General features: G+C 72.6%; 13 protein-coding genes. 7 read left to right on the top strand and 6 right to left on the bottom strand.

From position 1 onward, the window contains the following. Nucleotides 1-23 precede the first annotated feature (23 nt). Nucleotides 24-611 (top strand): CGNR zinc finger domain-containing protein, encoded by a 588-nt coding sequence (locus GKC29_RS07350; protein WP_155330109.1) that lies wholly within the window; start codon nt 24-26, stop codon nt 609-611. A gap of 48 nt (nt 612-659) precedes the next feature. Here GKC29_RS07350 and GKC29_RS07345 read toward each other — a convergent pair whose 3' ends face one another. Further along, entirely contained in the window at nt 660-1,466 is an 807-nt protein-coding gene (locus tag GKC29_RS07345) for a sugar phosphate isomerase/epimerase (protein WP_155330108.1), read from the bottom strand. A 74-nt stretch (nt 1,467-1,540) separates the two neighbouring features. Next, nucleotides 1,541-2,485: a Ppx/GppA phosphatase family protein gene (locus tag GKC29_RS07340; protein WP_155330107.1), complete on the bottom strand. Its 945-nt coding sequence runs from the start codon at nt 2,483-2,485 to the stop codon at nt 1,541-1,543. Between the two features lie 74 nt (nt 2,486-2,559). Between GKC29_RS07340 and GKC29_RS07335 the strand changes: the two genes are divergently transcribed. The 3 genes from GKC29_RS07335 to GKC29_RS07325 are packed head-to-tail and all read left to right on the top strand — an operon-like array spanning nt 2,560 to nt 3,998. Then, on the top strand, nt 2,560-3,369 hold the full coding sequence (locus GKC29_RS07335; protein ID WP_155330106.1) for a hypothetical protein: 810 nt from the start codon (nt 2,560-2,562) through the stop codon (nt 3,367-3,369). Between the two features lie 45 nt (nt 3,370-3,414). Then, on the top strand, nt 3,415-3,615 hold the full coding sequence (locus GKC29_RS07330; RefSeq protein WP_155330105.1) for a CopG family transcriptional regulator: 201 nt from the start codon (nt 3,415-3,417) through the stop codon (nt 3,613-3,615). Further along, nucleotides 3,615-3,998 (top strand): type II toxin-antitoxin system death-on-curing family toxin, encoded by a 384-nt coding sequence (locus tag GKC29_RS07325; protein ID WP_155334023.1) that lies wholly within the window; start codon nt 3,615-3,617, stop codon nt 3,996-3,998. Before GKC29_RS07330 ends, GKC29_RS07325 begins: the two co-directional genes overlap by 1 nt. Before the next feature lie 94 nt (nt 3,999-4,092). Here the strand turns inward: GKC29_RS07325 and GKC29_RS07320 are convergent, their stop codons facing one another. Further along, nucleotides 4,093-4,776 carry a response regulator transcription factor gene (locus tag GKC29_RS07320; protein ID WP_155330104.1) on the bottom strand — a complete coding sequence of 228 codons (684 nt, stop codon included), beginning with the start codon at nt 4,774-4,776 and terminating at the stop codon, nt 4,093-4,095. Between the two features lie 22 nt (nt 4,777-4,798). Continuing rightward, on the bottom strand, nt 4,799-6,088 hold the full coding sequence (locus tag GKC29_RS07315; RefSeq protein WP_155330103.1) for a cell wall metabolism sensor histidine kinase WalK: 1,290 nt from the start codon (nt 6,086-6,088) through the stop codon (nt 4,799-4,801). A gap of 201 nt (nt 6,089-6,289) precedes the next feature. Here GKC29_RS07315 and phoU point away from each other — a divergent pair, with 201 nt between their 5' ends. Beyond that, nucleotides 6,290-6,940: a phosphate signaling complex protein PhoU gene (phoU, locus tag GKC29_RS07310; RefSeq protein ID WP_155330102.1), complete on the top strand. Its 651-nt coding sequence runs from the start codon at nt 6,290-6,292 to the stop codon at nt 6,938-6,940. Nucleotides 6,941-7,008: 68 nt separating this feature from the next. Here the strand turns inward: phoU and GKC29_RS07305 are convergent, their stop codons facing one another. Then, on the bottom strand, nt 7,009-7,776 hold the full coding sequence (locus tag GKC29_RS07305; RefSeq protein WP_155330101.1) for a phosphoglyceromutase: 768 nt from the start codon (nt 7,774-7,776) through the stop codon (nt 7,009-7,011). A gap of 150 nt (nt 7,777-7,926) precedes the next feature. Here GKC29_RS07305 and GKC29_RS07300 point away from each other — a divergent pair, with 150 nt between their 5' ends. Both GKC29_RS07300 and GKC29_RS07295 read left to right on the top strand, forming a co-directional pair. Further along, nucleotides 7,927-9,282, top strand: a complete 1,356-nt coding sequence (locus tag GKC29_RS07300) for an MFS transporter (protein WP_155330100.1) — start codon at nt 7,927-7,929, stop codon at nt 9,280-9,282. A 93-nt stretch (nt 9,283-9,375) separates the two neighbouring features. Then, on the top strand, nt 9,376-10,674 hold the full coding sequence (locus GKC29_RS07295) for an MFS transporter (protein WP_155334022.1): 1,299 nt from the start codon (nt 9,376-9,378) through the stop codon (nt 10,672-10,674). A 514-nt stretch (nt 10,675-11,188) separates the two neighbouring features. Here GKC29_RS07295 and GKC29_RS29850 read toward each other — a convergent pair. Next, complete coding sequence (locus tag GKC29_RS29850; protein ID WP_370463354.1) at nt 11,189-12,007, bottom strand: hypothetical protein; 819 nt, start codon at nt 12,005-12,007, stop codon at nt 11,189-11,191. Nucleotides 12,008-12,279: the final 272 nt, after the last annotated feature.

Below are 12,279 nucleotides of genomic sequence, written 5' to 3'. Positions count from 1 at the left end.
GTGAGTCGTCTACCGTTGGTGGGGTGAACTTCGACGCGTACGCCCGGACCGGCGTTGATCTCGTCAACGCGCGGCTGGACGACCTCGACGCCCTGCGGGCCCTCTTCCCCGACGACAACGCGTGGATGCGCGACGAGGTGTCGGAGCGGGACCTCGCGATCTTCCGGCGGGCGCAGAAGCGCCTGCGCGACGTCTTCGAGTACGGCACCTCCGGGCGGGACGCCCAGGCGGTGGCCGAACTGAACACGCTCCTCGAGGCGTACCCGGTGCAGCCCCGCATCTCCGGCCACGACTCCAGCGACTGGCACATGCACGTCACCAGCCGCGGCGCCTCGGTGAGCGCGGAGTACCTGGCCGGTGCCGTCTGGGGCCTGTCGGTCTGGCTCTGCGAGTACGGCAGCGCCCGGTTCGGGGTGTGCGCCGACGAGCGCTGCGGCAACGTCTACCTGGACACCTCGTCGAACTGCTGCCGGCGGTTCTGCTCCGAGCGCTGCGCCACCCGCTCCCACGTGGCCGCGCACCGCGCCCGGAAGCGGGCGGCGGTCGGCGAGCAGGTCCCGGTGGCGGCCCAGCCCACCGCCCCGGCCGACTCCCTGACGCCGGTCAGCTGACCTCGACGTCCCGTCCGGCCGGCAACCGCCGGCCGGGCTGGTCGACGCTCAGGCGTCGACCGGGGACGGGGTGCCGAGGTGCTGCCGGGCGAACTCGAGCGCGGCCCGCAGGTCGGCCTCGCGGTCGGCGCGGCTCTTCGCCCCCCGGGTCGACACCTCCACCGCCACCGAGCCGGTGAAGTTCCGGCCGGCCAGGGACCGCAGCAGCTCGGCGCACGGCTGGGTGCCCCGGCCCGGCACCAGGTGCTCGTCGCGTCCCTCGCCGGTGCCGTCGCCCAGGTGGACGTGCGCCAGGCCGGCGCCCATCCGGTCCGCCATCTCCAGCGAGTCGGTGTGCGAGGCGGCGCAGTGGGACAGGTCGAGGGTGTACGACGGGTAGCCGGTCTCGGTCGGGTCCCAGCCGGGCACGTACGGGACGAACTGCCGGCCGGCCATCCGGACCGGGTACATGTTCTCCACCGGGAACCGCAGCCCGCCGAACCGCTCGGTCACCTCGTGCAGGCCCTCGGCGAAGGTGCGCGCGTACTCCCGCTGCCAGGTGAACGGCGGGTGCACCACCACCGTCGGGGCGCCGAGGGTCTCGGCCAGCTCACCGGAGCGTCGCAGCCGCTCCCACGGGTCGGCGCTCCACACGCGCTGGGTGACCAGCAGGCACGGGGCGTGGACGGAGAGCACCGGCACGCCGTAGTGCTTGGCGAGCCCGGCGAGCGCCCCGGCGTCCTGACTCACGGCGTCCGTCCAGACCATGACCTCGACGCCGTCGTAGCCGAGCGCCGCGGCGAGCTGGAACGCCGCCGCCGTCCGCTCGGGGAAGACCGACGACGTGGACAGGAGCACCGGGACGCGGGAAGTCACACCGTCGAGGGTAGCGGGCGTCGATGGGACCTTCAGGACGAGTGTCCGCAAACTCCGCAGCGGCTCCGCGCACGTCACATCGGCGCGAGCTGATCCAGCCGGCGCAGGATGACGCCCTCCCGCAGCGCCCAGGGGCAGACGTCCAAGGCGTCGACGTCGAGGCGGCGCATCACCGCCTCGGCGACGACCGCGCCGGCGAGGAGCTGGTGGGCGCGGCCCACACTGACCCCCTCCAGCTCGACGAGCTGCGCCGGGGGGATGTGCCGGATGAAGCCGAGCACCTGCCGCAACCCGGAGCGGGTCAGTTGGCGGCGGACCCACAACCCCGCTCCGGAGGGGGCCGCCCCGGCGAGCCGGGCCAGCGTACGGAAGGTCTTGGAGGTGGCGACCGGCCGATCCCAGCCCACCTCGGTCAGCTGCTCGACCACCTTGTCGAGCCGGCCGTCCACGTACGCCCGCAGCTCCTCCACCAGCTCGGCCGACGGCGGCGCGGCGCTGTCCGGGGAGACCCGCAGGCGGTCGCGGGTGAGCCGGCCGGCCCCCAGCGGCAGCGAGACGGCGGCGTCCGGCTCCTCGTCGATGCCGGCCGCGATCTCCAGCGAACCGCCGCCGATGTCCAGCACCAGCAGGCGCCCCGCGGACCAGCCGAACCAGCGCCGCACCGCGAGGAAGGTCATCCGGGCCTCGTCCGCACCGGAGAGGACCTCCAGGCGTACGCCGGTCTCGTCGCGGACCCGGGCCAGCACCTCGGAGGAGTTGGTGGCGTCGCGGACCGCCGAGGTGGCGAATGCCATCAGGTCGTCGGCGTCCAGCCCCGCCGCGGCCTCCTTCGCCGTGGCGACCGCCTTCACCAGGGCGTCCGCGCCGGCGTCGGTGAGCGCGCCGTCCGGGCCGATCTGCTCGGCCAGGCGCAGCACCGCCTTCTCGGAGTGCGCCGGCCAGGGGTGGGCGCCCCGGTGGGCGTCGACCACCAGGAGGTGCACCGTGTTGGACCCGACGTCGAGGACACCCAGTCGCATGATGAGAACACTAGGGCCAACACGTTCGCCCGGCTCGCCGGCCCGGCCGCGACTCCGCGCGTACGCTGGGCCGGGTGACAGGGCAGATCGAGCTCCACGTGCTGGTGGACGACCCGGCCGACCCCCGCAGCCGCGAGGTCCCGCTGGACTTCCCCCGCGAGTGGATCGAGTTCGTCGACCCGGCCGACGAGAAGCACGTGGTCCGGGCCGACCTGACGTGGCTGCTGTCCCGCTGGACGTGCGTCTTCGGTCGCGGCTGCCACGGCATCATCGCCGGCCGGGCCGCGGACGGCTGCTGCTCGCACGGCGCGTTCTTCACCGACTCGGACGACGAGAAGCGGGTCCGCGCCGCGGTGAAGCGGCTGACGCCGGAGACCTGGCAGCACCACCGGCGGGGCTTCAAGAACTGGACCGCCGACGACACCGTCGACGGCAAGACGCCGGCCCGCCGGACGGCCACCCGGGACGCGGACGGCCCGTGCGTCTTCCTCAACGACGCCGACTTCCCGGCTGGGGGCGGCTGCGCCCTGCACGCGCAGGCGCTGCGGGACGGGGTGCACCCGCTGGAGTACAAGCCGGACGTCTGCTGGCAGCTGCCGATCCGCCGGGACCAGGAGTGGGTCAAGCGGACGGACAACACCAAGGTGCTGGTGTCCACGCTGGGGGAGTTCGACCGCCGGGGCTGGGGCGCCGGTGGGCACGACCTGGACTGGTGGTGCACCTCGTCGACCGACGCGCACGTCGGCACCGAGCCGATGTACGTCTCGTACGGTCCGGAGCTGACCGCCCTGATCGGCGCCGCCGCGTACGCCAGGCTCGCCGAGCTGTGCGCGGCCCGGCTGCGCCAGGGCCTCGTCGCCCCCCACCCGGCCGACCCGACCTGACCCAGGCGACATGATCTTGGTAGCACTCTTGCTACCATCTTGGTCATGGCCATGACGCTCCGGCTGGACGACGATCGCGAACGTCAACTCCGTCTCGTAGCCGACGAGGAGGATCGGTCGATGCACGCCGTCGTCGTGACCGCGATCGACGACTACCTCGCCCGGCGAAACGCTCGACAGTTCAGCGACCTCGCCGACGAGGTCATCGAGCGCCACGCCACTCTCCTGGCCCGCCTGGCCGAGTGATGACGGAGACGTACTACCCCACTCTCGCCGACGTTGCCGGGATAGCTCGAAAGCTGGGTGTCGGCGTCCGGGACGTGGGCCTCGTCGAATCGGCCGTCGCGCGACCACAGACGAGCGTGTTCGGCGCCGACGCCTACCCCGACCTCTGGACCAAGGCGGCGTCGCTGCTGCACTCGCTGGTCAACAACCACCCGTTCCTGGACGGCAACAAGCGGATCGGCTGGATCGTGGCGATCACCTTCCTGCTCCAGAACCGCGTCGTGACCGTCGCCCAACTGGACGGGGTTGACCAGGACGTGGCATACGACCTGGTCATTAGCGTCACGGAAAGTCGCCTGACGGAGGTCGACGACATCGCCGCCGCCCTGCGCAAGCTGTTCTGACTGCGCTGGGCACTCGGTCTTCGAGGTGAGCCCGTCCGCTGACGGAACGGGGGCCCGCGCGATCGGCGCGGGCCCCCGTTCCGGGTCCGTCAGGTCACGGCTCGAACTTGTAGCCCAGGCCGCGGACCGTGACGATGTAGCGCGGAGCGGACGGCTCCGGCTCGATCTTGGAGCGCAGCCGCTTGACGTGCACGTCCAGGGTCTTCGTGTCGCCGACGTAGTCGGCTCCCCAGACCCGGTCGATGAGCTGGCCCCGGGTGAGCACCCGGCCGGCGTTGCGCAGCAGCAGCTCCAGCAGCTCGAACTCCTTGAGCGGCAGCTGCACGGCACCGCCGTCGACGGTCACCACGTGCCGCTCGATGTCCATCCGGACCGGGCCGGCGGCCAGCGTCGGCGCCCCCGACTCGGTCGCCTCGGCGCTCTGCCGGCGCAGCACCGCCCGAATGCGGGCGACCAGCTCCCGCGGCGAGTACGGCTTGGTGACGTAGTCGTCGGCGCCGATCTCCAGGCCGACCACCTTGTCGATCTCGCTGTCCCGGGCCGTGACCATGATGATCGGCACGTGCGAGCGCTGCCGGAGCTGGCGGCACACCTCGGTGCCCGACATCTCGGGCAGCATCAGGTCGAGCAGCACGATGTCGGCGCCGGTCCGGTCGAACTCGGTGAGGGCGGAGGGGCCGGTCGCGGCGACGGAAACCTCGAAGCCCTCCTTACGGAGCATGTACGACAGGGCGTCCGAGAACGACTCCTCGTCCTCCACCACCAGAACGCGGCTCAACGGAAGATTCCTTTCATTGCTGTCAGACCTGCCGGGGCTCGGCCGAACCGGCCTCGATCCCAGCGGAGGGCAGTGTCGCCAGGAGGTCGTCCGGTGGACGGGCGGGCAGCCGGAGGGTGAACGTCGACCCCCCACCAAGAGTGCTCGACACCTCGACCCTTCCGCCATGGTTGCTGGCGATGTGCTTGACGATGGCGAGCCCGAGACCGGTGCCGCCGGTGGCACGGGACCGGGCCTGGTCGGCGCGGTAGAAACGCTCGAAGATCCGGTCGACGTCGGTCGGGGCGATGCCGATGCCCTGGTCGGCGACGGCGATCGTGACATGGTCGTCGTCCGCCCGGGCGGTGATGCGGACGGTGGTGTCCTCGCCCGAGTAGTTGATGGCGTTCTCGACCAGGTTCGACACCGCCGTGGCGAGTTGGGTGTCGCTGCCGTACATGGTCAGGCCCCGCTCGCCGTCGACCACCACGTCGATCCGACGGGAGCTGGCGCTGGTCCGCGTACGGTCGATGACCTCGGCGACCACCCAGTCCACCGCGACCGGCTCGGGAGCCGGCTGCGGCTCGGCGCCCTGGAGCCGGGTCAGCTCCAGCAACTCCTGCACCAGCCGCCCCAGCCGGGTGGACTCGTGCTGGATGCGCTCGGCGAACCGGCGCGCCGCGACCAGGTCCTCGGAGAGCTCCGGTTGCCCCTCGCCGCCGGGCTCGGTGGCGTCCAGCAGCGCCTCGGCCAGCAGTTGCAGGGCACCGATGGGGGTCTTCAGCTCGTGACTCACGTTGGCCACGAAGTCGCGCCGGACCCGGGCGACGCGGTGCGACTCGGTCACGTCGGCGGCCTCGACCGCGATGTAACCGGCACCGAGCCCCATCGCCCGCAGGTGCACGCCCAGCGGGTTCTCCCCCGCGTTGTCGCGCCCCCGGGGCAGGTCCAGCTCGATCTCGCGCCGTACGCCGGTGCGCCGGACCTGACCGGCGAGCGTACGGATCAACGGGTGGGCGGCGATCGAACCCGGCGAGGCGCCCGTACGGAGCAGCCCCATCGCGCGGGCCGCCGGGTTGACCAGGACGGGCACGTCGTCGGGGTCGAGCACGACGACACCGGCCCGGAGGGAGTCGATCGTCCGGCGGCCGAGGCCGGACTGCGGATCCTCGGCGATCGCGCGCCTCCCCCTGCTCCAGAGGAAGCCGGACCAGCGGCTCCCCGTCGAGGCGGCACGGACGCCCAGCGCCGGGACGAGCCGGGACAGCAGCACCCCGGCCGCCAGCCCGGCCACCACGCCCACGGCCACCGCGACCGTCACCGCCCACTCCACGCGGCGATCGTAGGGTCATTGTTAACCTGGCGACCTCCCAGAACGGGACGAACCCCCCTCGCTTCCGGGAAAGTTCACCGATGCGTCCGGCGTCGTTCACCTGGGTTCATCTGCGGTCCGCCCGTCCGACCTACCGTGGGCCGCGCACCTGACTGCCACCCCGCCGGCACCGGCCGGCGGCACCGACCACAGGACGTGATCATGCGCGAGGAGTTCCGGGCCGATCTGCAGCTCGTCAGCCAGCTGCTGGTGGACATGGCGGAGGGGGTCCGCGCCGCGATGCGGCAGGCCACCCGGGCCCTGCTCACCGCCGACCGGGCGGCTGCGGAGACGGTGATCCAGGGGGACGCGGAGATCGACGACCTCTACCGCCACGTCGAGGAGCGGGTGTGCGACCTGCTCGCCCGGCAGGCGCCGGTCGCGTCCGACCTGCGGATGATGATCACCGCGCTGCACGTCGCCGCCGACCTCGAGCGCATGGGCGACCTGGCCGACCACGTGGCGAAGACGGCGCTGCGGCGGCACCCGTCGCCGGCCGTACCGGCGGAGCTGCGGCCGATCTTCACCGACATGGCCGGCATCGCGGACCGGATGGGCGCGAAGATCGCCACCGTGCTGGCCAAGCCCGACGCCGACCTGGCGGCCGAACTGGACCGCGACGACGACGCCATGGACGACCTGCACAAGGGCCTGTTCGGCGTGCTGCTCGGCGACGACTGGCCGTACGGGGTGGAGACCGCGATCGACGCGACCCTCCTGGGGCGCTTCTACGAGCGCTTCGCCGACCACGCGGTGAACGCCGGCGAGCACGTCGTCTACCTGATCACCGGCGAGTCGACACCCTCCGCCTGAGGCGCAAGGAAGGGCCCCCTCCTAACGCCTGGCGTTGTAGAGGGGGCCCTTGTTAACACTCGAACGCGTCAGCGGCCCTGGTTGGCCACCGCGGCGGCGGCCGCCTTCGCCGCCTCCGGGTCGAGGTAGGTGCCGCCCAGCTTGTGCGGTCGCAGCTCGGAGTCGAGGTCGTACCGCAGCGGGATCCCGGTCGGGATGTTCACCTTGGCGATCTCCTCGTCGCTGATCTGGTCGAGGTGCTTGACCAGGGCGCGCAGCGAGTTGCCGTGCGCCGCCACCAGCACCGTCCGACCGGCCAGGATGTCCGGCACGATCGAGTCGTACCAGTACGGCAGCATCCGCTCGACGACGTCCTTCAGGCACTCGGTGCGCGGCATCAGCTCGTGCGGCAGCAGCTTGTAGCGCGGGTCCCCGACCTGCGACCACTCGTCGTCGTCCGCGATGGGCGGCGGCGGCGTGTCGTACGAGCGGCGCCACAGCATGAACTGGTCCTCGCCGTACTCGTCGAGGGTCTGCTTCTTGTTCTTGCCCTGCAGGGCGCCGTAGTGGCGCTCGTTGAGCCGCCACGACCGGCGTACGGCGATCCACTGCCGGTCGGCCGTGTTCAGCGCCAGCTCGGCGGTGCGGATCGCCCGCCGCAGCAGGCTGGTGTGCACCACGTCCGGCAGCAGGTCGTGCTCGCGCAGCAGCTCACCGCCGCGGCGCGCCTCCGCCTCGCCCTTGGCGGTCAGGTCGACGTCGACCCAGCCGGTGAAGAGGTTCTTCGCGTTCCAGTCGCTCTCGCCGTGCCGCAGCAGGACCAGCGTCCCGACGGTGGGCCCATCGCTAGCAGTCATGCCGATCATCCTGCCGCACCGGCGTCCGGCCCGCGCGCGAAGGGTCGTGACGACCACCACGTGGAAATTCCGGTGACCACCGCCCGGCGGCGACACTAGGTTGTAAGGCGCTGCGATGACACCGGTCATTACGAATACGGGGGCGCCGACGTGCGGACGATGCGGGGTTGGTTACAGGACACGGCCGGCGGACTGCCCCGGACCTTCTGGTACCTGTGGGCCGGCACCCTGATCAACCGGCTCGGCTCGTTCGTCCTGGTCTTCCTCGCCATCTACCTGACGCAGGCGCGGGGCTTCTCCGCCTCCCAGGCCGGCCTGGTGCTGGGCCTCTGGGGCGTCGGCGGCGCGGTCGGCACCACCGTCGGCGGCACCCTGACGGACCGCTGGGGCCGCCGCCCGACCCTGCTCACCGCCCACCTCGGCGCCGCGACCATGATGCTGGGTCTCGGCTTCGCCCGGGACCTGTGGGCGGTCGGGCTCGGCGCCCTCCTGCTCGGCCTCTTCGCCGAGGCGGCGCGTCCCGCGTTCGGCGCGATGATGATCGACGTCGTTCCGGAGAAGGACCGGCTGCGCGCGTTCTCCCTGAACTACTGGGCGATCAACCTCGGCTTCGCCTGCGCCGCCGTACTCGCCGGCGTCGCGGCCGAGGCGGGCTACCTGCTGCTCTTCGTGGTCGACGCCGCCACCACCCTGGTCACCGCGATGATCATCTTCCTCAAGGTCGGGGAGACCCGCCGGCCGGTGGTGGCCCTCGCCGGACGGCCGGCGGCACCGGTCGGGGCGCTGCGCACCATCCTGGCCGATCGCGTCTACCTCGGTTTCGTAGCGTTGAACCTCTTCAGTGCCCTGGTGTTCCTCCAGCACATCTCGATGCTGCCGATCGCCATGGGCGACTCGGGTCTCAGCCCGGCCACGTACGGCTCGGTGATCGCCCTGAACGGGGTGCTGATCGTGGTGGGCCAACTCTTCGTCCCGCGGCTGATCAAGGGGCGCAGCCGCTCGCACGTGCTCGCCGTGGCGGCGGTGGTGATGGGCGTCGGGTTCGGCCTGACCGCGTTCGCCGGGACCGCCTGGTTCTACGGCCTGACCGTGCTGATCTGGACCGTCGGCGAAATGCTCAACTCGCCGTCCAACGCCACCCTGATCGCCGAACTCTCCCCCACCGAACTGCGGGGCCGCTACCAGGGCGTCTTCTCGCTGTCCTGGCAGGTGGCCGGTGCCGTCGCGCCGATCCTCGGCGGCCTGGTCCGGGAGCAGGCGGGCAACACCGCGCTGTGGCTGGGCTGCGCTGTGATCGGTGGGCTGATGGCGGTGGCGCACCTGATCTCGGGGCCGGCCCGTGAGCGTCGCGCCACCGCCCTCCGCACGGCGGCGCCGGTGGTCCCGGCCGTCGCGCTCCGCCCGCCCGCGCCGGAGGCGGCCGAGGCGGCGGCGACCGCACCGGCCGCTCCGCTCCCGGGCGCGGCCGACGGGGGTACGCGCACCAGCACGGTCACCACCGGTTGAGGCGTGACGCGCGACACGCTGGCGCGGGCGGGTTGACCTTCCTACGGTCGGAAACGGTTCGCTCAGGAAACCAAACTGTTCGGAGGGCACGTGCTGCGCCGCTGGCTGCACGACACCGCCGGCGGGCTTCCCGCCACCTTCTGGTACCTCTGGGCCGGCCTTCTGATCAACCGCGCCGGCGCCTTCGCCATGCTCTTCCTCTCGCTCTACCTCACCGCGGCACGCGGGGCGAGCGAGAGCCTGGCCGGAGCGGTGGTCGGGGCGTACGGGCTGGGTGGAGCGGCCGGCGTCCTGCTCGGCGGGGTGCTCGCCGACCGCTGGGGGCGGCGGGCCACCCTGCTCGCCGCCCACCTGGCGACCACCGCGCTGATGGTCGCGCTCGCGTTCAGCCGGCACCTGCTGGTCATCGCGGTGCTCAGCGCCCTGGTCGGGGTGGCCCACTCGATGCCCGGCCCCGCCTTCGTCGCCGCCATCGTCGACGTGGTGCCCGAGGAGCGCCGGTCGCGGGCCTTCAACCTCCAGTTCTGGGCCTTCAACCTCGGCATGGCGGTCGCGTCGCTGCTCGCCGGCGTCCTCGCCGAGGCGAGCTTCCTCGCGCTCTTCCTGGTCGACGCCGGGGCGACCCTGATCGCGGCACTGGTGATCGCCGCGAAGGTGCCCGAGACGCTGCCGGACGCCCGCCGCGCGCGCCGGCCGGTGGATCATCTCGGGCGGGCGGACCAACTCAGGCGGGCGGACCGGCCCGGGCGGGTACGGCGGCCGGGGCTGCACACGGCGCTGACCGACCGGGTGTTCCTGGCCTTCGTCGGGCTGACCTTCGTGCTGGCCGTGCTGACCATGCAGACCTCCACGATCATGCCGCTCGCCATGCGGGCGGACGGGCTGCGCCCCTCGGCGTACGGCGCCGTGGTGGCGCTCGGCGGGGTGCTCATCGTGGTGGGGCAGCTCTTCGTACCCCGGCTGATCGACCGGCACCGCAAGGACCACGTGCTGGCCGTCTCGACGGCGCTGCTGGCGGCGGGTTTCGCGGCCCTCGCCGTCGCCGACGACCTCTGGGTCTACCTGGCCGCGGCGGTGGTCTGGACGGTGGGCCAGATGCTCGCCGCCCCGCCCAACGCGCAGATCAACGCCGACCTGGCCCCGCCCGAGCTGCGGGCCCGGTACCAGTCGGTCTTCTACCTCGCGTTCCCGGCGGCGTCGTTCGTCGCGCCCACCCTCGGCGGCGTGAGCCTCCAGTACCTCGGCGAGCGGCACTGGCTGATCGTCGGCGCCCTGGGCCTGCTCGCCGCCGGCTGTCACCTGCTCGCCGGCCCGCCGCGCGAGCGCCGCGTCGCCGCCCTGCGCCGGACCCTGGCGGCCCGCCGCGAGCCCGCCCTGGCGACGGACCGCTGACCGCCCCTCCCGCGCCGCCGCCCTAACCTGGCGGCGCAACTTCGGGGAAAGAGTGGCCTCGACGCGCTCGCAGGGCACTCTTTCCCGGAAGTTGTCCGGATCTTGGCAGGCGCGAGGGGGTGATCGTCGCGGCTGCCCGCACGCGCGAAACGCCCACCACGACGACATCGTGGTGGGCGTTTCGCGCGTATGACCGGCGGCGGCGGGCGGCACTCACCCCCGTAAGCGGCACCCGCTCGCGCCGCCGGTCCAAACAGGTGGCCACCGTCCCCCAACGGTGCTGGTCCACCCGTCCCCCGCGCCTCGCTCGTTGCACGGATCTGATCGATCCTCCGCTCCCCCGAACGGAACCGAGCGCAGCGCGGTGCAATAAAGTTAGTTCGCCCGGATTGCGGATTCAACCTGAACCGGCTGTCTCGCCGGTCACAGCACCGGTGTCCCACCCGGGGTGTCCGCTGTCACGGGTCCTGCTGTGGCCAACAGCGCATACCCGTGACTCATTCCCGCAAACACCTCAGGCGTCTTCCCGATCGGGTGACTCGGTCCGGAAGAAGTTGCTCTGCCGGCCGTCCCGCATCTGCTCCTGGTAGATCAGGTTCAGCTTCCGCTGGTCGAAGGTCTGGAACCACTCGTCCCACGTGATCTCCCGTACCCGGCTGCTCTCGCGGTAACCCGGCATGTTGAACGTCAGCACGCCGGCGCGGCCCTCCCGTTCGGTGCCCGCGATCGTGGCCGGTCTCGCGTTGCGCTGCTGGGCCCACTGTCGGATGACGGCGTGGTTGGTGGTGACCAGGCTGCGGCCGGGTCGCTCGGGCCGGTCGGCCGGCGAGGAGATGACCTGCGACGACAGGACCGACCGGGACGTGGTCCGCCCGGTCCGCACCCCCGTACCCCGGCCGGACGGGGCCGCTGCCGCCTTCGTCGCGGGCGTGGTCTTCGCCGCCGCGGTCTTTCTCGCGGGCGCCGTCTTCTTCGCCGCCGTGGTCTTCCTCGCCGGTGGCGCCTTCTTCGCGGCCGTCGTCTTCCTCGCGGGCGCCGTCTTCCTCGCCGGTGCCGCCTTCTTCGCCGCCGCCGTCTTCCTCGCGGGCGCCGTCTTCTTCGCCGCCGCCGTCTTCCTCGCCGGTGGCGCCTTCTTCGCCGCCGCCGTCTTCCTCGCCGGTGGCGCCTTCTTCGCCGCCGCCGTCTTCCTCGCGGGCGCCGCCTTCTTCGCCGCCGCCGTCTTCCTCGCGGCCGCCGCCTTCTTCGCCGGTACCGCCTTCCTCGCCGGTGCCGCCCTCTTCACCGCCGTCGTCTTCTTCGCCGGCGCCGCCTTGCGAGCCGCGGCCCTCTTCACCGCAGCCTTCTTCGCGGGCGCGGCCTTGTTGGCGGGCACGGCCTTCGCGCGGGCCGGTGCCGCCTTCGCGGTACGCCCGGCCGCCTTCTTCGTCGCCGCCGCGCGGCCCGCCGACGCCTTCGTGCCGGCCGCCCGGCCGGCGGGGCCGGTGCTCGTCCGGGCCGCCCCGCCACCGCGCCGCGCCGACCGCAACGCCTTCGCCAGGGTCTTCACCAGTTCCGGCTTGCGCAGTGCGGAGACGCCGGACACGCCGTGCCGGCGCAACTGCCCGC

This window comes from Micromonospora sp. WMMC415, from assembly GCF_009707425.1.
Taxonomy (GTDB): Bacteria; Actinomycetota; Actinomycetes; order Mycobacteriales; family Micromonosporaceae; genus Micromonospora.
Note: the sequence above shows the minus strand (reverse complement) of the source record. Positions and strands in the feature narration are given on the sequence as shown.